Source organism: Paenibacillus eucommiae (assembly GCF_017874215.1).
In the GTDB taxonomy this organism is placed as follows: Bacteria; Bacillota; Bacilli; order Paenibacillales; family NBRC-103111; genus Paenibacillus_AI; species Paenibacillus_AI eucommiae.
Genome location: NZ_JAGGLB010000002.1, coordinates 545,502 through 567,958 on the forward strand (window position 1 = coordinate 545,502; position 22,457 = coordinate 567,958).

Consider the following 22,457-nt stretch of genomic DNA (forward strand, 5'->3'; position numbering starts at 1 on the left):
AAGCTCTAAATGCTCTAAAGCCATCTAAGATAGTAGATAAGTTTCTTCACCTTGCAAAGTAATGAACGGACTGGGCTCCCCAAGGGTAAAAATATGCAAATGATGCATCGCTCTCGTACATGCCGTATAAAATAGCTTCCTTTCGCGCTCATGGCTGTACTGCTGCTTGGACCCGTTATAAATCATTACTGCATCAAACTCTACACCTTTAGCTAAATAGGCGGGAATTATAACTATGCCTTTAACAAAATTTTGTGAAGGAGAGGCAATGAGATGCACCGGCAGCATATCCTTTAATGCTTGGTGGACATCCCTGCTTTCCTGTGCGGTTTTGCAGATCAGAGCTATTGAAGCATATCCTTCAAGCTGCAGCATACGGATATTGTCAATGATACGCTTTTGCAGCTCACTCTCATTATCCGCGATCGTTACCTGAGGCTTGCTGCCACTGCGATTAAAAGGCTCGATGGCCTCACCGCCAGCGACCATGCCTCTTGTAAACTCGACAATTTCCCGAGTCGACCTGTAGCTCTGCTGTAGACGGATGATTTCCGTCTCCTCTGCTCCATACAGCTCAACGATAGGATCAAAGCTGCTAAGAATAGAAGCATGCGCATAGATCGCCTGATTCAAATCTCCAAGCGCAGTCATTCTGCAGCGGGGAAACAATTGCTTCAAATAATGCAGCTGAAAAGGCGAATAGTCCTGCGCTTCATCCACGATAACATGACGGATCGAAGTATTCACTTGAAAGCCCTGCATCAGTTCCTGCAAATAAAGAAACGGAGTGGCATCTTCATAAGCAAGCTCGGAGCTTTCCAGGCGATGGACTGTCATTTGACAGATGGTCTGGTAATCTTCCGGCAATGCTTTCAGAGCATCAGCATCTCCTGCAACCTGCATCAATAAGGACTCATCAGCAAATAGCTGTTTGTATAACGAAACAATGTCAATGAAATTTAGTGATTGAATATCGTCCAGGAGCGGCCTAAGCCTTTGTTTAATTACCATCTTGGAAAGCAGCTCTTTTTCCTTATCAAAATCTTTAAAAGTTTCCCTTTTCTTTTTATTTTTTACTTTTAATTGCTTAAATGCACGCTGGTAATCATCCGAATCGAGAAGCTCGATTTCATCTTCTACCCAAGCTTCCTTCCAGGCTGTCTCAGCAAATGACTTCAAGCTGGCAACTAACCATTCGCGAAGCAGCTGCATCCTGTTCACCAATCTAATTGAAGGGTCATAGGCATAAAATTTTTCCTTTATCTGTTCCGCTGAAACAAGCACACGCTCTTCAAAGCACACGGAGTGAAACCTCATTTGCTCCCGCTCCAGCAAGCTCCGGTAAGCCATAATCATATTCAGAAATTCAAGCGAAGATTTGAAAGCAATTCCGTTTATTCTTGCTGCATAACCAGGGGCATGGACCTCTCCATGGACATACTCGATCTGCGTGAATGGATCTTCCACAGCAAACTGGCTGCTTAAACGGTGTTCCAGATATTCCTGGAGCGTAGTTTGCTGCATATTCTCCTCGCCAAGCTCAGGAAGTACAGTGGAAACATAGCTGTTAAACATGGGATTCGGCGAAAATAAAACCAGCTGATCCGCACGCAGCGTCTTTCTGTGCTTATATAATAAATAAGCAACGCGCTGTAAAGCTGCGGATGTTTTGCCGCTTCCAGCGGCACCTTGTACAATCAACATACGCTTGTCATCATTGCGGATAATACGATTCTGCTCCTTCTGAATAGTCGCCACAATGCTTTTCATCTGGGCGTCCGAGGTGCGGCTCAGCACCTGCTGAAGCAGCTCATCGCCAATCATCAAATTCGTGTCGAACATTAAGCGAATGCTGCCATCCTGAATAGCAAACTGCCGCTTCAACTCCATGACTCCGGAGATCTTTCCTTCAGGTGTAGTATATGCTGCTGTACCCGGTGAATAGTCATAATAAAGACTGGAGATTGGCGCCCGCCAATCGTAAACCAGGTACAGTCCGCTTTCCTCATGCAAATAAGAGGCAATTCCAAGATAGATCCTCTCCGGCTCTTCCGCCCCCCTGGCACCATCCTCCTTGAAATCAATACGGCCAAAATAAGGAGAACGGATCAATCGTGTGAGCCTGCTGAGCATAACACTCGAATGACGATGACGGAATTCCCGTTCAAGCAGTACTTCCGCCTGCTGCTTCATGCTGGAGTACGTTTCGATCAAATCGCTGCTATTACTTAAGTTAATGCTGACATCATCCCAGAAATGTTTACGGATGCTAACAACTTCACCCCTCACCTTCCCAACTTCCTGTTCAAGACCAGCAATACTTTGTCCTATAAGACCAATTACTTCATCGACACGTGTCTGCTCTTGAAGCCAAGCTTCTTCCCGCTCTCTGCTCATGGAATCTCTCCTTTTTGGTTGAATGATCTTTAGTTGACTACCTGTATGAACTAAAATTTTGATAATTATTTGACATCTCCATATTAATGTGATATGATTAAGGAGAAGGATGAATGCGTAAATTTATATATTCCATACTATTCTTCATTGTATCAAGAATTGACTATAAAATCAAAAAGACCATGGCTAATGCCAGGTCTTTTTTTAACATTTTAGAACGTGCAGCAATCCCGTAGAAGTCACTTAGCAGCTTACCTACCGCCTCCACCCCGATTGAGCATCCTCTCTGCTGGTCTGTCTGCACTACTTAACGATGTTTTTGATCATTAAAACAAGGTTTTCAGGTCAATCAGCCACTTTAATGATGTTTTTCATCGCTAAATGAGGACGGTCGGCCTTTCTGAGTGGATAAAAGAGATTTTAACGATGTTTTTCATTGTTAAAGTAGGGTTGTGGACGTGACCTTGTGCTTTTAACGATGAAAAACATCGCTAAATCGCCAAATTAGCAGATCCTCTCAGCGGGCGCTCCCTCTTCATCCCCACCGCCTAGGCGTCGCCAGAAAATCGCAATCGCCTCCAACCAAGGAAAGATCCCAGATCAAATGCCAAAAGGCAGCCAACGGTAATCCCGTTAGCTGCCTTCTTATTCTTTACCAAGAATCTGCGTAAGCTCCTTAAGAAACATGTTGATATCTTTAAACTGTCTGTATACAGAGGCAAAGCGGATATACGCAACTTCGTCCACCGGATACAGCTGTTCCATTACGATTTCACCAATATCACGGCTGTCGACCTCAGGGTTAGCCGTGTTTCGCAGCTGCATCTCTACAGCAGACACGATTACCTCCAGCTGCTCCATGGAAACAGGACGCTTCTCACAAGCTCTGATTAAACCCCGCAGCATCTTTTCTCTGCTGAATTCCTCGCGGCTTCCGTCCTTTTTGATAACGATCAGCGGCGTTTCTTCAACCATTTCGAAAGTCGTAAAACGTCTCGTGCATTTCTCACATTCCCGGCGGCGGCGAATCGATTTATTTTCATTCGCGGGGCGTGAATCAAGCACTTTGGTACCAGAGTAGTCGCAGAAAGGGCATTTCATAAGCTTCTCTCCTTTACAGTTGGCGTTATTGCCATATCTTACATCTCATGATCTTCGTGAAAAAGAACATAATAGTAGTACCAACGACAAGGAGGTGAACAGACATGGGTGCAGGTCAATCTCGCAGCAGCAATGTATTAGTAGTTCCTCAAGCAAACCAAGCGTTGGATCAGTTAAAATATGAAGTAGCACAAGAGCTGGGTATCGCCATCCCTCAAGATGGTTACTACGGCAATATGGCTACTCGTGACACTGGGGCCATTGGTGGCCACATAACACGTAGACTGGTTCAAATCGCCGAGCAACAACTAGCTGGTCAATTTAAATAATGACAGCTAAGTAACACAAAGTAATAAAAAGCAGTAACTGAAGCATTGATCTTCTGCTCTTAACCGGGCAGAAATCAATGCTTCTTTCATATGTCAGAAGGCTGTGGCCATCTGTTGTCGTACAAAGTTTGATACTTTTGATAATAATACAGCACCCGCTGCACATAATGCCTAGTCTCGCCAAAAGGAATTTCGCTAATCCCTTCTTTCGTCCCATCCCAAATCTTGTTCTTCTTCCACTGGTTCACATTGCCTTGACCGGCATTATAGGCAGCTATAGCATAGATGAGATTGCCATTATAATGCTGAGTGAGCCAGTTTATGTACCACGCACCCAGATTGATATTCACATCTACATCAAGTAAATCTTCCCGGGACGTAAGCTTGAATTTTGCAGTTTCTGCAATCCATTCTGCTGTGTCGGGCATAAGCTGCATAATGCCAAGAGCGCCTTTTTTGGACTCCCTGTGATGTTGATAATTCGTTTCTACCCGAATCATAGCAGCAAGCAAAAAGGGATTTATGTTATGATTCTCTGCGCCCTCCCCAATCTCCTGCTGATAATAGATCGGATAGATCTTTTTTCCAATAAAATCGCTATTCATAAAGAGGAAAAGGAGAAAGGCAAGCAGCAAAACAGCAAAAACCCTTTTTTTGCGCAAAAATTTCATGTTAACCCCTTCCTGAGCCAGAATTCGTTAACAAGCCGCTCTGTTTCCTCCATCGTTCCTTGGTTATCAATCACAATATCAGCCCGCTGCTTTTTGAGCTCAATCGACATTTGGGCAGCCAGACGTTTCTCCGCCTGCTCACGGGAAAGCTTGTCCCTCGAAATAAGCCGTTCCATTTGGACATGAGGAGGTACATATACAACCATTACCTCACTAAACATCGCTTGCAGCTCCGATTCATACAGAAGAGGTACATCAACAACGACCAGCTTGTCTGGATGAAGCAGTTCTGCTGTATGCATTCTTTCCTTCATCATGGCCCGGATTGGAGGATGCAGCAGTCCTTCCAACCGCTTGCGGGCCTCAGCATCAGCGAAAACAATCTCACCAAGCAGCTTGCGATTTAGTGAACCATCAGACTGCAGAACAGCTTGTCCAAACTGCTCCGCAACCTTCAACAGCGTTGGACTCCCGGGTTCAACAACCTCACGTGCTATCGCATCCGCATCTATTAGAATCGCACCGCGGCGAACAAGCATGGCGCTAACCGTGCTTTTGCCGCAGGCTATACCTCCTGTCAAACCGATGTTCATTGTACAACGCTCCCGCATTTTCTTTTCTTCCCAATTTTGTCTATCATCAAATCCTTACCCTTGCATCAGCTTCAAAATTCCCATAAGAATAAGTACACAACCTGGCAGTACAGAAAGCTTGCGCATCCAAGCTCTTTGAGCAAAGCGCAGACCGACCCGAAGACCCACAGCAATAAACGTACCGCTGGCAAAAGCAATTACCGAAGCCGTGAGCAGCGGTGTGAAACCGATCAAAGCAGCTCCAATGCCTGCTCCAAATGCGTCCAAAGAAAGCGCAACACCCAGCAAAGTAGCCTCGGAAGCAGAAATATAACCGGATTTGTCTACATCCGCTATGGATGGTGTTCGCAGGATTTGAATAACAAGGCCAAAACGCTTCAGCTCAATGTAAACAATCTTTTTTGTTTTTTGAAGCGCATCTGCAACAGTATTCTCTGCATACCCTGTCGTTAAAACGCGGGGATTGGCTCCGGCTTCAGATACTGGCCCTGCATCACCTTCAGACAATACCACGACTGCGTTGTCGGATTCCTGGTGTTTCTGCTGAAGCATCTGTATCAGTGCCCAAATCCCAATTCCGATTAGAATGACGGCGCCTATGGATTTGGCGATTGCAGGCTGCAGCAAAGAAGACATGAACACCCCTATTTGCATCGATCCGAAAATAATAATACCCGACCATAACGAGATAATACCTATGGACACATAGGGTATACGAATTTTGCGCAAGCCGTACATCACGCCTACACCGAATCCATCCAGACTGACGGCGAACGCGAGAATAAGCAAAGAAATCACAGGTAACATGATACCCCTCCTCCAAAATGCATACAACACATCATATGGAAGGAGGGAGTGAACGGTGCCTATCTTTACTGGTTCTTCTTTCTTGTCCGTTTAAGGGGCTGGCAGGTCAAGCAAATATGAGTACCACGACCACCAACAACGGTCTTCTGAATTTCGCTGCCGCATGCGTAGCAGGCTTCCGCTTTACGTCCATAAATACGCAGCTGATGCTGGAACATGCCAATCTCGCCTTGACCGTTGACGTATGATTTCACAGAGGAGCCTCCGACCTCTACAGAATCACGCAGTGTCTGAATAATGGCTTCATAGAGCACTTGCAGCTCTTTAGAAGTCAACGAGGAAGCTTCACGTTCCGGATGAATACCTGCCAAAAATAAGGACTCATCCACATAAATATTCCCGATGCCTACAATGTATGCCTGATTCAGCAGCAGCGGCTTGATCTTTGTCGTTCTCTTGGCAATCTGCTGACGAAAAGCTTCCAAAGTAAATTCGTCATCCAGCGGCTCCAGTCCCAGCTTGTGAAGCGGAGGCTGGACCAGCTCCTCACCTTTAGGGAAGAGATGCATCGTACCGAATTGTCTAACATCCTTATATCGAAGATCTGTACCATCTGTAAAATGAAATAAGACATGTGTATGCAGCTCAAGCGCTTCCTCTGAAGGATATAAGCCGTAACGGCCTTCCATCCGCAGATGGGAGACCAGCACGTAATCGCTTAGCACAAATCGCAGGAACTTGCCTCTACGTTCAATCGTTTGAATCGTTTGGCCCTGCAATAGAAATTCGAACATGCGAATGTCCGAAGGCTTTTGAATAATTCTAGGCAGTAGAACCTCTACCTCTTTGATTGTTTTCCCCGCTACTAGTACATTAAGCGTTCTTTTCACGGTCTCTACTTCTGGCAGCTCCGGCATTCGCGTTAAGCCTCCGTTCCTATTTCGTTTCGTACCAGGTTAGCCCATAGTTGACATCGGCCCTGAGCGGCACGTCCAGCTTCAGTGCGCCAGCCATAACCTCTGGAACGATGCGCTCCATGATCTCAAGCTCGTCCTCAGGTACCTCAAATACCAGCTCATCGTGCACCTGCAGCAGCATCCGGCTTTGCAGCTTGTCCTGCTGAAGACGCTGTGACATTTGCACCATGGCAAGCTTGATGATATCTGCAGCCGTTCCCTGGATAGGCGTATTCATCGCAGTCCGCTCAGCAAAGGATCGAATATTGAAATTCGATGCCGTGATTTCCGGCAAATAGCGGCGGCGCTGCAGCAATGTGGTTACATACCCGTTCTGACGGGCTTCCAATACAATATCGTCCATATATTTACGAACTCCCTGGAACACGGCAAAGTATTGCTCGATGAAAGTCGCTGCTTCCTTCCGTGTTATACCAAGGTTCTGGGATAATCCATAATCACTGATGCCATAAACGATTCCAAAGTTAACTGCTTTGGCCTGACGGCGCATATTCGAATCAACCTGATCCGCGGCAACACCAAACACATCCATTGCGGTTTTGGTGTGAATATCCATATTTTGCAGAAAAGCTTCCTTCAAATTATCATCCTGGGAAATATGAGCAAGCACGCGCAGCTCAATCTGTGAATAGTCTGCTGCAAGGATCTGCCAGCCGGGCTTGGAGGGAACGAATACCTTGCGGATTTTGCGGCCTTCCTCAAGCCGGATCGGAATATTCTGCAGATTGGGAAATTGGCTGCTCAGCCTTCCTGTTGCAGCTATGGTCTGTCTATAATACGTATGCACCTTGCCTGTTTCTTCACGTACTTCCTTAAGCAGCCCTTCCACGTAAGTAGACTGCAGCTTGGCGATCTGACGATAATTCAGAATTTCTGCTATGATATCGTGATAAGGCGCCAGCCTTTCCAGAACTTCAGCGTCGGTGGAATAACCGGTTTTCGTTTTTTTATAGGCAGGAAGCCCAAGCTTCTCGAACAGAATCTCGCCAAGCTGCTTCGGTGAATTAATATTAAACTCCAAGCCAGCATGCTCGTAAATCCGCTTCATCATGCCCTCAAGCTGCTTGGATAGCTCCTCGCCAAAGAGCCTAAGGCCACTTGCATCCACCTTGATGCCCTTCATTTCCATTTCGCTCAGCACACCTGCAAGCGGCAGCTCCAGCTCAAAGAAGAGGTCACGCATCTCGCTCTTATCCAGCTCCTGCTCAAGCACAGGCACGGCGCGGCGGATCGTATCCGCCTTGCGGCACAAGTGCTCGCTCAGTGCAGCCAGCTCAGGCAGGCGAAATTTCGCGCCTTTGCCGAACACATCCTCGTCTGCCCTAATGGCGGGCAGAGCATGCTTGTACGCCATGCCATTAAGCGTAAGTGTCGACTCTGTCGGATCGAGCAAGTAGGCCGCAAGCAAGCAATCGAAATTAACGCCAGCAAGGGGAGTGCCCTTCCAGGCCAGCGCCAGCCTCGCCTTGTGTGAATCGAAGAGCTGTTTCTTCTTCGTCTCATCGGCAAGCCAGGATTTAATCCCTGCTCCACCTTCACTGAGCAGCAGCTCAAATGGCAAGTACCAGCACTTGTCGGACGCAAAAAACGACAGTCCCACAATATCAGCTTGATGCGGATTCTCGCCTATCACTTCCACATGCAGCGCCGCGCTGTCACCAAGCGATTCAGTAAGCTCGGCCAGACTATCTTCCGTAACAGCGATAAATGCCAGCTTTTCTTCCGCCTGTCCCAGTGAGTCTTCTCCCTCACCGGCAGGCTCCATCTTCTCAAGCAGTGATTTGAACTCCAGCTTACGATAAAAGGCTCTTAAAGCTTGCGGGTCAATGCCCGGGTACTGAAAGGAATCCCATTCGGAAGACATAGGAACCTCACGGAAGATCGTGGCCAGCTCTTTGCTCATAATAGCATCCTGAGCGTGCTGCTCCACCTTTTCTTTCATCTTGCCCTTAAGCTCGGAGGCGTGGCTGAGTACCTCTTCCACAGAACCATATTCCAGCAGCATCTTAAGTGCTGTCTTCTCTCCTACACCAGGAATTCCGGGAATATTGTCTGAGCTGTCGCCCATAAGTCCCTTCAAATCTATAATCTGCAGCGGCACAAGTCCGTATCTTTCTTTGATTTCCTCAGGATTATAGAGCTCTACATCACTGATCCCTTTGCGGGTTAATGCAATCGTAACATGATTGGAGGCTAACTGCAGCATATCCTTGTCCCCTGATACGACCAGCACTTCTTCACCCTTCTCATCGGCAAGCCGCGTCAGGGTTCCTATAATATCATCTGCTTCATAGCCTTCCAGCTCAAACTGCGGAATGCGAAAAGCTCTAAGCAGCTCTTTAATCAGCGGAAATTGTTCGGACAGCTCAGGTGGAGTCTTCGTGCGTCCTCCCTTATATTCCTTATAATCTTTATGACGAAACGTGATTTTGCCAGCATCAAAAGCAACGAGAAAATGCGTCGGCTTCTGCTCTTCGATTAATCTGAGCAGCATCGTCGTGAAGCCAAATACCGCGTTTGTATGAAGCCCGCTTGAATTGCTAAGCAGGGGGAGGGCATAGAAGGCCCGGTTTGCTATACTATTGCCATCAATGATCACTAATTTATCCATAAGCTCACACCCCGATTTTAGACATACTACCTCCATCATAGCATACGAAACTTAAATAAAAAAACGATTCCGAACATAAACATAATAAGGAAAAATAAATGCCGATTCGAAAATGGCTTGGTAAGGAGGAATGCCGCAATGAGCCCTTTGTTTTCCCCTTCGCAAAAAAAGGTTATTTTTTTTGATATGAACAATACGCTGGTCGACCGTCGTCAATGCTTTGACTCCGCCTTTGTTAAAGTGATCGACGAATACACCGCCAGGTGGGAGCCGGACGATTTCACCTGGACCTCGCAGGATGCCCTTCACAGCTATAAGCTGGAATGGAGCCGGCAGCGCCGGTTGTCGCCCCGGCAGCCGGTCTCTCCGGAGGAACTCAGGCAGATCTGCTTGCAAAAGGGGCTGCAGCCTTTTCCCGTCGCAGTCAATCCGGCCTTCTCGCGCAGCTTCTTCTCCCGGGTAGAGCAGGAAGAGGACAGCTATGTCACAGTATTTCCTGGGGTTATGGAGACGCTTGAGGCCTTGTCAGAGCGTTATAAGCTGGCTATTATCAGCAACGGGGAACGGACCAGGCTGGAATCGAATTTAGCCAACCTGAAGCTCGACAAGTGGATTAGCGAGGATCGCTTGTTCAGCTCCAAAAGAGATGGAATCCGCAAGCCGCAATCTGCTATTTATGAAACGGCTATGGAGGCTATGAAGGTTACTCCTGAGCAATGCGTAATGGTCGGAAACTCCTGGAAGAATGATGTCGTAGGTCCTACAAAATGCGGGATGGATGCCATCTGGATTCATGCAGCCCACATCAAAAAAGTTTCCCAAAAAAAGCTAGGGAAACAAAAGGTCATTATTATTCGCGCCTTCAAGCATCTGCTTGATGCCTTCTAGGTACATTCTAGATACATTCTGGATACATTCTGGATGCCTTTAGATGCCCTCTAGATAGCAGCCCCCGCGGCTCCGATATGGTGGGAGAAGTAGACGCTTCCGTTATAAGCTTTGGCTTTCTTCTTCAGAATGGCTGATGCATAGGATATTTGCTCCAAAGATACCGGGGATTCGCATTGGCAGACTACAAGAGATAGCGACAGCGTCACTCCTTCGCTCTGGATACGGTTCCCGCTTCTGTCTTCTATGTAGTCCCAATCCTCCCCGCCATAGAAGCGATGCACGCCCTGCTCGAAGCGGCGGATCATCTCTTGGCAGAGAAGCTCAGGATTCGGGATCATGGAAATGGCAATAAAATCGTCTCCGCCGACATGCCCGACAAAATCGTAGAGTGAACCGCATACCGCAATCGCCTGCTGCAAAATATCAGCGGTAAATTGAATCAGCTGATCTCCCTTTTGAAATCCGAAGCGGTCATTGTACCATTTGAAATAATCCAGATCAGCGTAAATGACACTGAAGGTTTTCTGTTCCTTCAACCGTTTATGGAGATCACGGTTAATTTGCAAATTACCGGGCAAGCCCGTTAATGGATTGGCTACCCGGGCAGTTTCCATCCGGACATTCGTAATGCTCTCCAGAATCGTTCGGATGGAAGCTACCCCGGCCATTTTATTGCTGCTTGTGATGATCACCAGATCATACAAATTTTGAATAGAGCGTGAAGTAGCCATCTGGGATACCAATTCCACGGCCATTTGTTCATCCACAATGAGCGGAAATTCATCCATCACATGATCAATCGTACGGTTCCAAAATAACGAAAACCCATACTGGGCCGAAAGCTGCCTGAACAAATGCTCGCGCATGATCAAGCCTACTGGTACATCATCGCTGACAATAACAGCCCCAACCGCATCCACATTTATTTTAAAATAGTTGGCCACCTCGGAAATGATCGCTTTGCGGTCGAACATTTGGATCGGTGTCACAAGATCGCCAATGGACCATGAAGTTCCGCCGCTATGCAGCTTACGATACTCAAGGATCAACCCGCGCTGATCCTCAGAGATGGAAGCAGGATGAAGCTCGGGTTTTCCCAGCAGGTAGCCTTGGGCATAATGAATGCCCATACGCGTTAGCTTCGTTAGCTCATCGCGATGCTCTATACCTTCAGCAATAAGCTGGATATTCATTTTCTGAGCGAATGTGACGAAGGTTTCCAATATATATTCCTTGATTTTATTGGTGTGAATATCCTGAATAAGTGAACGGTCAATTTTCACAAAATCCGGGTGAAGCTCGGCAATAGCCTGTAGAGAGGAGTATCCGGCCCCTGCGTCGTCAATGGCAATGCGATAACCCTGCTTACGGTAATGCTCCAATATTTTTTTGGCCAGAGCAAAGTCTTCGATAGAACTTCGTTCTGTAATTTCAAATACTACATTGCGGGGATCCAATCCATACTTCTGTAAAATTTCCAATGTTTTTCCTGGGATAAACTGAGGATCATAAATGACTTCTGATGAAATATTAATAAATAATAGCTGCTGATCATGATCTAATATGGAGCCTTGTATGGCTTTTTCACGAGCCATCTTATCCAGTGCATACAAGGTTCCTGTCTTTTCGGCATACTTAAAAAGCTCCATTGGAGAATGAAAGATGCTGTTGCGCGGACCACGCGTCAAGGCTTCGTACCCGTAAACGGCTCCGTCTTGCAAGGAGACAATCGGCTGATATACACAATAGATGGCATGCTGCTCTATGATGCGGCGAAATTCTGTACTCAGCTTTTCGCTAATCGAAGAATTGGGCTCTCGTATATGCCGCTCAGGGTTCATTCTTCATCATCCCTCACCTATCGTGTTTCACTTGCTTTAAATGTTGAGATCTTTTCGTTTGCCTGCGACCATATAAATGACGCCTTCGCCAATATTCGTCACATGGTCAGCTACACGCTCCAAATAATGCGCCACAAGGATTAAATGCGTGAGCTGGCGGTTGCGGTTATAATCTACACCCATCATGGAAATTAATTCCTGCATCACATTGCTGTATAATTTATCCACAAGATCATCTTTTTCCGCAAGGGTTGCAGCTCTGTGAACGTTACGCTCCGTGTAGGAAATTAGACTCTCCCGCAGCATTTCCTTGGCAATTTCCGCCATTTGCGGAATCGTTTCCAGCGGCTTCACCAGCTCTTCACCGGAGAAACGCAGGGTAATTCTGGCAATATCGACAGCATGATCGGCTATTCGTTCGAGGTCTGTTGCGATTTTGATCGCTGTACCGATGATGCGAAGATCACTGGCCATGGGCTGCTGCAGCGCAATAAGCCGGAGACAGAGTTCATCAATGGTTGTTAAGTAATCATCAATATGATCGTCACTCTCGATAATATCATGGGCTAATTTCTCATCGAGGCGGGTTAATGAATCTACGGCTTGGTGAATCAAATTTTCCACACTATTTCCCATTGCCAATAATTCCGTTTGCAGCAACTCAAGCGACTGATGAAACCCAGATCTCGTGTCCATATACATCTCCCTTAGTTTGGTTTTTTATATGCAGCTTGTTTTCTTTGCAGCTCTTAACCAAATCTGCCAGTAATATAATCTTCTGTTCTTTGGTCGTTTGGGTTGGTGAAAATTTTGTCTGTTTTGTCCGTTTCAACCAGTATCCCGTTCAAGAAAAACGAGGTCATATCCGATATCCGCGCCGCCTGCTGCATGTTATGAGTCACAATAATAATCGTATAACGATCTTTCAATGTCTGTGTCAGCTCTTCAACTTTCAGCGTAGAAATTGGATCCAGTGCTGAAGTCGGCTCATCCATCAAAAGCACTTCAGGCTCAACGGCCAGAAGGCGGGCGATACAAAGACGCTGCTGCTGGCCTCCGGACAAGCCCAGTGCGGATTTGTTCAACCGGTCCTTGACCTCATCCCAAAGTGCAGCTTGAACCAGGCTGCGTTCCACAATTTCATCCAGCACAGCTTTCTTCTTGGTTCCATGAATGCGTGGACCGTAAGCAATATTATCGAAGATGCTCATTGGGAATGGATTTGGACGCTGGAACACCATACCTACCCGCTTGCGCAAGGACACAACATCCGCATCAGAGTTGTATATATGCTGGCCATCCACAATCACATCTCCGGTAATACGTACACTATCGATCAAATCATTCATCCGATTCAACGTTCTTAGAAAGGTGGATTTACCACAGCCCGAAGGTCCGATCAAAGCAGCAATCGAATTCGATTCAATTTGTAATTGGATATCATGAAGGGCGTGGTTATCACCATAATAAAGATTTAATTTATCTGCTTTAATTTTTGTCTTCTGCATTTATTTCCCTCCAGATAATCTTTTTTGTAAAATTCGGCTAGGTATAGCCACCAAAAGGTTGAACACAAGAACCACAATCAGCAGCAAAGCCGCGCTGCCTTGGGCGATTTCTTTGGCGTCAGGCACAAGGGATTCGGCTTGAACATACCATAGATGCGTGGATAACGTTTCCCCCATCTTCAGAGGGTTAAAGTCCGGGAAAATTCTTGATACAGAAAGACCGGCGGTATAAATCAGAATAGCTGATTCCCCTAGCGCCCTGCCTGCAACAAGCGTAATCCCCGTGATCAAGCTTGGCATAGAAGCCGGAATTAATACTTTGCGGATGGCCTGCCATTTGGTTGAACCGAGCGCAAGGCTGGCTTCCCAATAGGATTCGGGCACAGTGCGAAGTGACTCCTCGGTTACACGTACCAATACGGGCAGATTCAGCAGGGACAGTGTCGCGGCGCCGCCAATAATCGAGAATTTCAGGCCCATCAAATTAACGAACAACAGAAATCCGAACAGCCCGAACACAATCGACGGTACCGAGGACAAAGCCTCTACAGAAATTCTGATTAAATCGGTGAATCTGTTTTTTTGCGCATATACCGCTAAATAAATACCTGCACCAAGTCCAATGGGCAACGAGAAAGCCAGAGACAGGAACAGAATGTAAAAGGAGTTAAACAGCTGAGGTCCTACCCCGCCTCCAGCTTTCATTTCTTCAGGCTTACCGAAGATAAAGTTCCAGTTCAAGTAGGGAGCACCTTCACCCAATATGCGAACCAGAAACCAGGCCAGGATCATAATAATAACTACGCCTGCCGTCCAGAAATAGATGGTCGCCAACCGGTCTGCTGATTTGCTGGTCATTTCAATTCACTCCTCTTGGACACGATCCGGATAATCAGGATAAGCCCTAGCGATATTAGTAACAAAATAAATGACATCATGAACAATGAATTGTTCCATGTGGTTCCATAATTCGTATTCCCCATGTCTTTCACAATCGCTGTCGTTAGAACGGTTGTCGAATCCAGCAAGGATTTCGGCATTTGCGGTGAGTTCCCGATGACCACAAACACGGCCATGGTCTCTCCTATCGCTCTACCCATACCAAGGATAACTCCCGTCATAATACCAGGCCTTGCTGCCGGAAGCAGCACCCGCCACATCGTCTGCCATCTGGTCGCCCCTAGTGCCAATGAAGCCTCTTCCAGCCTGCCAGGGAGCGCACGGATAGCATCTTCAGATATGGACAGGATTGTCGGCATGATCATAACGGCCAGAATGATGGCCGCTGGCAAAATCCCATAACCAATGCCCCCTGTTACTTTGGCTATGAACGGAATGATGACCGTAAGCCCGATAAATCCGTACACGATCGAAGGAATACCTACAAATAAATCGGCAGCAGGTCTGAGAATTTCACGTGCCCATTTGGGAGCAATTTTGGCCATAAATAGAGCACCTGATAAAGCTAGTGGTACGGCCAAGACGACTGAAATAAGCGTAAGCAGCAATGTGCTGTAGATAAACGGAAATGCTCCAAACTTGTTCTGCGAAGGTGTCCAGTCTGTAGAGAAGAAAAACTCCCAGGGGCTGACTCCCTCAAAGGTTCTTAGCCCTTGCATCCCGACAAAAATAATGACGGAGAAAATAACTGCCGATACCAGGACCGCACTGCCTACAAACACATATCGCATCAGGTTGTCCTGTCTATACTGACCTTTCGTCCATTTCGTCTTCACCGGTTTCATGCTGCGTTCCCCTGCTTTCATTAGCTTGTCTGCCACCGATTCCAATGGTAGATCCCCCTTTTCCAAAATCTCACTATAGCTTATGATAATCGATGATTGTAAATCGACAGTCCAACAATTGTTAAGCGAATGTAAATATTTTTGAGACCACCTTAGGCAAAAATAAGGACAGTGCGTGTGCACTATCCTTATTTCCATCATCTATGATTACTTCTTCAAAATATCAGCAGGTAAGAATCCAAGCTCTCTAACTTGGTTTTCTTGGAACTCTTTGCTTAGGATAAAGTCGATAAATGCTTTTGTTATGCCTGTAGCTTCACCTTTGGTGTACATATGCTCTACACCATAAAGCGTGTAAGAGCCATTTTTAATGTTTTCTTCAGTAGGTTCAACACCCTCCATTTTCAAAGCCTTCAAAGACTCATCCACATAAGGTGTATCGATGTAACCAATAGCTCCAGCAGTTTGGGATACTGCAGTTCTCATGGCACCACTGTTTTCTTGCGTAATTCCGTCTTTTGTAAATTCAGCACCATCAAGAACAAGTTTTTGTACAAGCTTGCGTGAACCGGAACCGTCAGGACGTTGAATCAGCGTAATTTTCAGATCACTACCGCCAACTTCTTTCCAGTTCGTAACTTTACCAGTAAATATATCAGCAGCTTGCTGCTTAGTCAGATTATCAACAGTAACATCTTTGTTAACAATTAATGCAAAAGGTGCGATAGAAACGATATGATCAACAAGGCCTTTATCATTGTATTCTGCAGAATACTCCACATCGGAGTTTCCGATATCAGAATTACCGTCTGCTACATCTTTAACGCCTTTACCGGAACCGCCAGCAGTTGCGCTAACGGATACTTTCGGATGAAGATCCATGAAATCTGTAGCGGCTTGCTTAACCATTGGAAGAAGTGCACTGGAACCCGATGTTGTAATTGTACCGGAAAGCTCTTCACCAGCTGGTGTGGTTGATGCCGATGGTGATGGTGAAGCAGTTGCCTCCGTAGAAGCACTTGGTGTAGGCGAGGCAGCATTTTCATCTTCTTTAGCTTTACCGCAGCCTGCTAGAACCCCCATTAACATAATCGCGCAAAAAACAATGGCTAGACCTTTTTTCGAAATGAACTTTGACATATTCAGTATGTCCTCCTTTTTATTTATCATCCTAAGTCATCTTATCAAGCAAATGTAAACTCCAAACCCACGAAACGTAAACGTAATGTAAAAGTTTTTTCACGGCTTTCATTTACATACTTTTACATCCTTCTAACAAAGAGGGAGGCTTCATTTAATAGAAAGAGCTTATAGTAATAGAAGGATCCTGGCACTTAAGTAAAAGATGTCGGGCGGATATATATAGAAGCGGAGGACATACAGATGGGAAAGAGAAAACGAACGATTACATTCCGGGTCAAACTGATTGCCAGCTTTGCCGGTGTGCTGCTTGTCTTTCTTGCCGTGGCTTTGTTTAATTTGAATCAGGTCGCGCAGATTAAGTTAAGTATGTACAACCAGAATGATAAGGTAGGCTTGAAGGTGATGGCGCTCGAGCTTAAAGAAATGGTGCAGGAGCTCAACATTATTGCATCCGGTTTGGAAATATCCAAAAATGCTGAATACATAGAGAAATATAATAGTAAGAGGCCTATCTACAACGAAATGGTGAAAAGGATCGGAGAAACGGCCACTACGCCTGAGCTGAAAAAAACAAGAAGCTTAATGATCCAAGCGTCCGTAGATTATATCGATAACTTCGATAACGCTGCGCGACTGGTTCAGGACACAAGTATGAAGCCTTCTGATCTGGAATCTAATCTGTTTCATCTATATACGGAATCTCAAGCTCTAAAGGAAACGATATTCGGGTTAGTCGATAAGTTTTATGTGACCTACGCTGGAGATGCAGAGCAAGCCATTGCCCTTTCCACAACTAAGCTGAATGAAACAAGCCGTGTCATGCTGATTGTAGCTTTCCTAGTCTTTTTCGTTACAGTAGGAATTGCAATATGGCTAATCCGCTCCTTCCTAAGACCTATAGTCCGCTTGCAAAAGGCGGTTGCGCTCATTGCTTCCGGTGATTTAAGACATCAGATCAATGCAAGCTCTCAAGACGAGCTGGGACAACTTAGCAGCAGCTTTGACAGCATGGTCGGCCAAGTCCGTCATATGCTGACCAATACGCAGCTAATTGCCTCATCTTTAACCGACCATGCTCATTCCTTTCATTCATTTTCCCGGCACACAGCCTTGGCTAACACAAATTTACTCAAAGCCATTCATGAAATTTCTGCGGGGGCGGATGAACAGGCGGTGCAAACTGAGCGAAGCACGCACATTATTACCGAGTTGGAAACGAAGATGATCCACATTACCGAATATACAGATGTAATGAGACAGACGAGTGCCTCAGCATCCTCTAATACCCACAAAGGCTCCTCGTCTGTCCGGGCCCTGAAAGATTCTCACGAGCACTCCCAGGAAGTTATGCACAAAATCAACACCGCTATGAATACTCTATCGTCGAGCTCTATACAAATCGGTAAGATTGTTCAGTCCATTACTGAAATATCTACCCAGACGAACGTCTTGGCCTTGAATGCCGCTATAGAAGCAGCACGGGCAGGTGTTCATGGCAAAGGCTTCTCCGTTATCGCTAATGAAGTCCGTCAGTTATCCCAACAAACCAATGATTCTTCCAAAAGTATTGCGAGAATCATCCTCTCCCTGCAAAAGCAGATTCTAGATCTGCAAAGCATCATGCAGGAAGCAGGAGAAAGTGCACATATCCAAAACACTAAAGTCGAAGAAACACTGGATTCCTTCGAAATCATTGAACAATCGATGCTATCGATCGCTTCCCAAATCACACAAATTCATGAAAAAACAGAACAAGCCCGCTTAAAAAATGACGAGCTTGTAGAGTCCGTTCAATTAGTTTCCGCGATCGCCCAGCAAACCGCTGCCGGTGTCCAGGAAGTGAACGCTACTTCGATCGAGCAAAATGCTTCCACGCATCGAATTGCTGAGGAGTCCGACGATATTCTGGATTTATCGCAAAAGCTTTTTCAGGAAATCAGCAGGTTTCTGATCGATACAGACGACGAGCGTGCCGCGGCGCATCAATTGGTGCAATTGGAAAATGAGAGCAAAGAGGAATCGATGAATCAGAACGTAGAAGAGGCGGAGGTTTTGGCCGTGAACGATATGGTGATTGATAGGATGTATGATAGTGGTAGTAGCGCGGCGGGAAATGTAGATCCAATCGAATCAAGAGGCGAGAAAAACAGGGATCAGAGTTCAGAGACTCTTAAAGATGAAGATACTGCAGGAAAAAAGGAAGAAAAGACTTTAATCAGCGTCTAATAAATATGGAGATTCGGGGGAACATTGGGTCCCCCGTTGATTTTACACATGCATCAATCCGACATTCATTATTTCCACATTGCAGGCGTAACAAGCAGCTTTGGAACTTCCTTGAAGGTCTGGTCAATCAGTTCTCTAGTTCGCTCCGAAATGGACGGTCCAGCAAGTAAATCCAGATTATTCGCGATCTGCTGCGCATTCTCCGCTCCTATCACAAGGCTGTGAACACCTTCCAAATCACGGATGTACGAGACTGCAAGCTGAGCTAAAGATATGCCTTCCGATAGCGCGATATCATCCAGCTTTTTAAGCATAGCACTTCCATCTGGTCGCAGATTCTCTGGCAGCGTTTGCCTATCATGAAAGAAAAGTCCTTGTAAAAATACGCTCCTGATGACAACTATTTTATGCTCCTTCTTAAAATCCTCCAAGGCACCACAGTGAACCAAGCGATGATCAAATAAATTCATAGGCGCTTGTATCAGCTCAATAACATCATCTTTAATTAAGTCAGCGCATTCTTGATAATGCTCACCTGAATCCGCGTCCAAAGATAAGCCGCCTCTTTGAATCAAGCCATCCCGCTTCATTTTATTTAACACTTGTATAACTTTCTCCCCATATGCCACCAACGTATAAGGCTCATGCAGCAGCAGGGCTGGGAGCGACTTTATTTGCAACCGTTCCAGGATCGACTCGGTCTTTGCAATCATTTGCCTCTCGACCTCATCTAATGAAGTAAGGTTAAGGTCAATTTTCAGCTTCGATGCAATAAAGGGGGTCTCTTTCCCTTGGAAGAACTGTCCAATCTTCACTTCCGCATCTCCATAGATGTGCGCAGTATCATAGCAATTGATGCCTTTATTTTGACAATATGCTAAAATAGCTTCGGCGTCCACAACCTCGGCCCGATTATTGACACCGTATCCGGCTAGCCCCAACTGTGCCGTGCCAAGCATCAGCTTGGAAAGAGTCAGCCCATTTACACTGCTGTAAGTTGTGATGCTTTCTACCAATTACTCCACCCGCCATCCACCACGAGATTGTGTCCGGTTACATATTTGGAAGCCTGAGACGCTAGGTAGACTATCGCCCCTTTAATGTCATCTTCGTCAGCCATTCGTCCTAGTGGTGTACGAGCTGTGTAATTACGCAGGAATTCATCTGAAGCAATTTCCTGATCAGTACCAACCGGATTATAGCCTCCCGGGCTAATACAGTTCACCCTTACATTATATTTACCATAATAGTTGGCCAGCCATTTGGTCATCCCGACCATGCCCCATTTAGCATACGTATATTCGATTCCGCTAGTCATACCTGTATCACCGTATACTGGAAAATGAGGTCCAAGTATGCCTTGAATGGAGGAAATATTAATAATACTTCCTTCCTTACGCTCTCTCATCGTTGTCACGACTGCTTTAGTAAGCAGCATAAGTCCGAGTCCGTTCACCTGCTGTGCTTGAAGCCAGCCTTCAGATGTTGTTTTCTCAATATCGTTCAAGCCATCTCTGGACACGGAATTATTGATCAGAATATCAATACGGCCATACCTGCTTATGGTTTCCTGCACAAACTGTTCGATATTTTGCTCATCAGCCAGATCTAGTGCAATGGCTCCTGCTTCAAAGCCCTTCTCCCGCAGAACAGCTGCCTGCTTCTCACAGCGCCCAAGATTTCGAGATGCTACGATCACAGTCGCCCCAACCTCTGCTAACGCTTCACAAATATGAGAGCCATATAAGCCCGATCCTCCAGTAACAACTGCTACCTTTCCATCCAATCGAAACATGTCCCCAACGCCCATTCTGTCATCACTCCACCTTAGAAATATTGTTTTTTAGACACTTCAACCTTATTTCCTACCTATTTACATGACCATTTTTTCACTAATATTCAATTTGGTTAGACCATACTATATCTTATATATTAGCTTAGCGATTCGTCAATTTCTTGTCAATATTTTTTATTATCGCCGCTGCTACAAAATCAATTAGAATGAAGGAAACCGAATACGAATAACGAATTGGGAGCGTGACATTTATGAACAGAGGAATTGCTTTTGAAATCCCAAATGAATACGGCTCTTTTCTTGGAGACATACTCAAACCCTTTGACACGAAGGATTTCAATTGGCAGCTTGGTAGAGAAGAAGCCTACATAATTCTGGAGGGGGAAATAGGAAACAATCTTTTCGCTGAGGATATATCAACTATTGAGGGCACTGTTCTCAAAAATCTGCTAGTAAACAATACCTATTATATTATTTTCGCTGACCTGCAAGCCTATCCAAAGGGCCATACTATTTCCAAAATGGAGACTTATGAGGAGTTTACACAAAGTGAATGTGAACTTGTTCTGTTGGTAGCAGATAGTTGCTATTCAACCCTCTATTGCAAAAATAAGGGAAAGCTCGAATTGCTATTTAACCATGCACACGATTGTGGTTTTATAGATGTTCAATATATTACTGATGAAAATGATACAAGAACGAGGCTATCGGTATGACATCTGCAAGACGCTGGGTATGAAGAGCTCTACTTTAGCGATGTTTTTCATCGTTAAAAGCATGAGATCGCCTACACAACCATACTTTAACAATGAAAAACATCGTTAAAATCCCTTTTTACCACCCTGAGCTTCCATCCGGCCTATTTAAACGATGAAAATCATCACTAACGCGGCTAATTGACTGGAAGAACTTGCTTTAACGATGAAAAACATCGTTAAGTGATAGAAACCAGATTCCCTCTTAAACTTTCTATTTGTAAAAAAAAAGCCAACAAGATCACTTCGCAGCGATCCTGTGGCTCCTATGATCTTGTGGCTTATATTTAGAATAATGAATTAATGCATCACCCAACCGCCATCAACATTAAGCGTCTGCCCTGTAATAAAGTCACTATCCGACGAGGCAAAAAATACAAAGGCGCCTTCCAGATCAGCGCTGATTTCACGGCGGGAGAAACATTGTACACCTGCAAGATACTCATCCACACCGTCGATAACTTCCGTTCCGACCTTTTCAATCTCCGTTTCGGTGTATACAGCCCCTGGGGTAATACAGTTTACTGTGATGTTCTGCGCTCCTACCTCACGGGCCAAGGCCCGGGTGAAGCCCACTATGGCACCTTTGGATGTCACATAATGAAGGAAATTCGCTTGCCCGGTAAAATAAGTGACCGAGGAGACGTTAATGATTTTGCCATAGCCCTGAGCTTCCATCGAAGGAAAAACAGCTTTTGCACACAAAAACTGCGATCTCACATTGACTCCCATGATGTAATCCCATTCTTCTGAAGTAATTTCATACCATTTCCTGCGCGGATCCATGGCTGCATTATTCACCAGAATGTGCACCGTTCCATAGCGGCGAACCGTTTCTTCCACCATGGCATTTACTTCTTCTTCTTTAGATACGTCAGCACCATATGCGAATGCTTCTCCGCCCAGGCTAACAATCTCATCGACTACCTGCTGGGCAAGCTCTGGATGAGAACGGTAGTTCACGACTACTTTAGCACCTTCCGCGGCATAACGTTTGGCGATGGAAGCCCCGATGGAGCGGGATGAGCCCGTAATAATAGCAACTTTGTCTTTTAGTCTCACAATGA

Annotated in this window: 20 protein-coding genes; 4 read left to right on the forward strand and 16 right to left on the reverse strand. The window is 45.7% G+C overall.

All coding sequences use genetic code 11. The features are described from left to right. Positions 1–24: 24 nt before the first annotated feature. Positions 25–2,397, reverse strand: a complete 2,373-nt coding sequence (helD, locus tag J2Z66_RS04880) for an RNA polymerase recycling motor HelD (protein WP_209970222.1) — start codon at positions 2,395–2,397, stop codon at positions 25–27. Between the two features lie 645 nt (positions 2,398–3,042). Next, positions 3,043–3,498, reverse strand: coding sequence for a transcriptional regulator NrdR (gene nrdR, locus J2Z66_RS04885; protein WP_209970223.1), 456 nt, complete (start codon positions 3,496–3,498; stop codon positions 3,043–3,045). 104 nt (positions 3,499–3,602) lie between these two features. Between nrdR and J2Z66_RS04890 the strand changes: the two genes are divergently transcribed. Further along, complete coding sequence (locus tag J2Z66_RS04890; protein ID WP_209970224.1) at positions 3,603–3,827, forward strand: alpha/beta-type small acid-soluble spore protein; 225 nt, start codon at positions 3,603–3,605, stop codon at positions 3,825–3,827. An 86-nt stretch (positions 3,828–3,913) separates the two neighbouring features. Here J2Z66_RS04890 and J2Z66_RS04895 read toward each other — a convergent pair whose 3' ends face one another. From J2Z66_RS04895 to polA, 5 genes are all read right to left on the reverse strand, one after another. Further along, positions 3,914–4,498, reverse strand: a complete 585-nt coding sequence (locus tag J2Z66_RS04895; protein ID WP_209970225.1) for a lytic transglycosylase domain-containing protein — start codon at positions 4,496–4,498, stop codon at positions 3,914–3,916. After that, positions 4,495–5,091, reverse strand: coding sequence for a dephospho-CoA kinase (gene coaE, locus J2Z66_RS04900; protein WP_209970226.1), 597 nt, complete (start codon positions 5,089–5,091; stop codon positions 4,495–4,497). The genes J2Z66_RS04895 and coaE overlap by 4 nt, the downstream gene beginning before the upstream one ends. A 54-nt stretch (positions 5,092–5,145) precedes the next feature. Continuing rightward, positions 5,146–5,898, reverse strand: a complete 753-nt coding sequence (locus J2Z66_RS04905; RefSeq protein WP_209970227.1) for an MntP/YtaF family protein — start codon at positions 5,896–5,898, stop codon at positions 5,146–5,148. Between the two features lie 65 nt (positions 5,899–5,963). After that, positions 5,964–6,815 carry a DNA-formamidopyrimidine glycosylase gene (mutM, locus tag J2Z66_RS04910; protein ID WP_209970228.1) on the reverse strand — a complete coding sequence of 284 codons (852 nt, stop codon included), beginning with the start codon at positions 6,813–6,815 and terminating at the stop codon, positions 5,964–5,966. A gap of 19 nt (positions 6,816–6,834) precedes the next feature. Continuing rightward, the gene (gene polA / locus J2Z66_RS04915) at positions 6,835–9,486 is read right to left on the reverse strand and encodes a DNA polymerase I (protein WP_209970229.1); all 2,652 of its coding nucleotides are present in this window, start codon (positions 9,484–9,486) and stop codon (positions 6,835–6,837) included. A 138-nt stretch (positions 9,487–9,624) separates the two neighbouring features. Between polA and J2Z66_RS04920 the strand changes: the two genes are divergently transcribed. Next, positions 9,625–10,374 (forward strand): HAD family hydrolase, encoded by a 750-nt coding sequence (locus tag J2Z66_RS04920; RefSeq protein WP_209970230.1) that lies wholly within the window; start codon positions 9,625–9,627, stop codon positions 10,372–10,374. 50 nt (positions 10,375–10,424) lie between these two features. Here the strand turns inward: J2Z66_RS04920 and J2Z66_RS04925 are convergent, their stop codons facing one another. The 6 genes from J2Z66_RS04925 to J2Z66_RS04950 form a co-directional block, all read right to left on the reverse strand. Further along, the gene (locus J2Z66_RS04925) at positions 10,425–12,218 is read right to left on the reverse strand and encodes a GGDEF domain-containing protein (protein ID WP_209970231.1); all 1,794 of its coding nucleotides are present in this window, start codon (positions 12,216–12,218) and stop codon (positions 10,425–10,427) included. Positions 12,219–12,254: 36 nt separating this feature from the next. Further along, positions 12,255–12,914: a phosphate signaling complex protein PhoU gene (phoU, locus tag J2Z66_RS04930; protein WP_209970232.1), complete on the reverse strand. Its 660-nt coding sequence runs from the start codon at positions 12,912–12,914 to the stop codon at positions 12,255–12,257. A gap of 53 nt (positions 12,915–12,967) precedes the next feature. Next, entirely contained in the window at positions 12,968–13,726 is a 759-nt protein-coding gene (pstB, locus tag J2Z66_RS04935) for a phosphate ABC transporter ATP-binding protein PstB (protein WP_209970233.1), read from the reverse strand. Beyond that, positions 13,727–14,584, reverse strand: a complete 858-nt coding sequence (pstA, locus tag J2Z66_RS04940) for a phosphate ABC transporter permease PstA (protein ID WP_209970234.1) — start codon at positions 14,582–14,584, stop codon at positions 13,727–13,729. Continuing rightward, positions 14,581–15,516, reverse strand: a complete 936-nt coding sequence (pstC, locus tag J2Z66_RS04945) for a phosphate ABC transporter permease subunit PstC (RefSeq protein WP_245375265.1) — start codon at positions 15,514–15,516, stop codon at positions 14,581–14,583. Before pstC ends, pstA begins: the two co-directional genes overlap by 4 nt. A gap of 162 nt (positions 15,517–15,678) precedes the next feature. After that, a complete protein-coding gene (locus J2Z66_RS04950; RefSeq protein WP_209970235.1) occupies positions 15,679–16,611 on the reverse strand; it encodes a phosphate ABC transporter substrate-binding protein in 933 nt (310 codons plus the stop codon). A 243-nt stretch (positions 16,612–16,854) separates the two neighbouring features. On the opposite strand from J2Z66_RS04950, the gene J2Z66_RS04955 reads away from it, so the two are divergent. After that, a complete protein-coding gene (locus J2Z66_RS04955) occupies positions 16,855–18,840 on the forward strand; it encodes a methyl-accepting chemotaxis protein (RefSeq protein WP_209970236.1) in 1,986 nt (661 codons plus the stop codon). A 68-nt stretch (positions 18,841–18,908) separates the two neighbouring features. On the opposite strand, the gene J2Z66_RS04960 is transcribed toward J2Z66_RS04955, so the two are convergent. Both J2Z66_RS04960 and J2Z66_RS04965 read right to left on the reverse strand, forming a co-directional pair. After that, positions 18,909–19,856 (reverse strand): aldo/keto reductase, encoded by a 948-nt coding sequence (locus J2Z66_RS04960; RefSeq protein ID WP_209970237.1) that lies wholly within the window; start codon positions 19,854–19,856, stop codon positions 18,909–18,911. Then, positions 19,850–20,650, reverse strand: a complete 801-nt coding sequence (locus J2Z66_RS04965) for an SDR family NAD(P)-dependent oxidoreductase (RefSeq protein WP_209970238.1) — start codon at positions 20,648–20,650, stop codon at positions 19,850–19,852. Before J2Z66_RS04965 ends, J2Z66_RS04960 begins: the two co-directional genes overlap by 7 nt. 236 nt (positions 20,651–20,886) lie before the next feature. Between J2Z66_RS04965 and J2Z66_RS04970 the strand changes: the two genes are divergently transcribed. Continuing rightward, positions 20,887–21,351, forward strand: coding sequence for a DUF2691 family protein (locus tag J2Z66_RS04970; protein WP_209970239.1), 465 nt, complete (start codon positions 20,887–20,889; stop codon positions 21,349–21,351). A 339-nt stretch (positions 21,352–21,690) separates the two neighbouring features. On the opposite strand, the gene J2Z66_RS04975 is transcribed toward J2Z66_RS04970, so the two are convergent. Beyond that, complete coding sequence (locus tag J2Z66_RS04975) at positions 21,691–22,452, reverse strand: SDR family NAD(P)-dependent oxidoreductase (protein WP_209970240.1); 762 nt, start codon at positions 22,450–22,452, stop codon at positions 21,691–21,693. Positions 22,453–22,457: the final 5 nt, after the last annotated feature.

Excerpts from the sequence above, each read along its gene's own strand:
- helD (WP_209970222.1), bottom strand. The coding sequence starts at position 2,397 with ATGAGCAGAGAGCGGGAAGAAGCTTGGCTTCAAGAGCAGACACGTGTC.
- nrdR (WP_209970223.1), bottom strand. The coding sequence starts at position 3,498 with ATGAAATGCCCTTTCTGCGACTACTCTGGTACCAAAGTGCTTGATTCA.
- J2Z66_RS04890 (WP_209970224.1), top strand. The coding sequence starts at position 3,603 with ATGGGTGCAGGTCAATCTCGCAGCAGCAATGTATTAGTAGTTCCTCAA.
- J2Z66_RS04895 (WP_209970225.1), bottom strand. The coding sequence starts at position 4,498 with ATGAAATTTTTGCGCAAAAAAAGGGTTTTTGCTGTTTTGCTGCTTGCC.
- coaE (WP_209970226.1), bottom strand. The coding sequence starts at position 5,091 with ATGAACATCGGTTTGACAGGAGGTATAGCCTGCGGCAAAAGCACGGTT.
- J2Z66_RS04905 (WP_209970227.1), bottom strand. The coding sequence starts at position 5,898 with ATGTTACCTGTGATTTCTTTGCTTATTCTCGCGTTCGCCGTCAGTCTG.
- mutM (WP_209970228.1), bottom strand. The coding sequence starts at position 6,815 with ATGCCGGAGCTGCCAGAAGTAGAGACCGTGAAAAGAACGCTTAATGTA.
- polA (WP_209970229.1), bottom strand. The coding sequence starts at position 9,486 with ATGGATAAATTAGTGATCATTGATGGCAATAGTATAGCAAACCGGGCC.
- J2Z66_RS04920 (WP_209970230.1), top strand. The coding sequence starts at position 9,625 with ATGAGCCCTTTGTTTTCCCCTTCGCAAAAAAAGGTTATTTTTTTTGAT.
- J2Z66_RS04925 (WP_209970231.1), bottom strand. The coding sequence starts at position 12,218 with ATGAACCCTGAGCGGCATATACGAGAGCCCAATTCTTCGATTAGCGAA.
- phoU (WP_209970232.1), bottom strand. The coding sequence starts at position 12,914 with ATGGACACGAGATCTGGGTTTCATCAGTCGCTTGAGTTGCTGCAAACG.
- pstB (WP_209970233.1), bottom strand. The coding sequence starts at position 13,726 with ATGCAGAAGACAAAAATTAAAGCAGATAAATTAAATCTTTATTATGGT.
- pstA (WP_209970234.1), bottom strand. The coding sequence starts at position 14,584 with ATGACCAGCAAATCAGCAGACCGGTTGGCGACCATCTATTTCTGGACG.
- J2Z66_RS04950 (WP_209970235.1), bottom strand. The coding sequence starts at position 16,611 with ATGTCAAAGTTCATTTCGAAAAAAGGTCTAGCCATTGTTTTTTGCGCG.
- J2Z66_RS04955 (WP_209970236.1), top strand. The coding sequence starts at position 16,855 with ATGGGAAAGAGAAAACGAACGATTACATTCCGGGTCAAACTGATTGCC.
- J2Z66_RS04965 (WP_209970238.1), bottom strand. The coding sequence starts at position 20,650 with ATGGGCGTTGGGGACATGTTTCGATTGGATGGAAAGGTAGCAGTTGTT.
- J2Z66_RS04970 (WP_209970239.1), top strand. The coding sequence starts at position 20,887 with ATGAACAGAGGAATTGCTTTTGAAATCCCAAATGAATACGGCTCTTTT.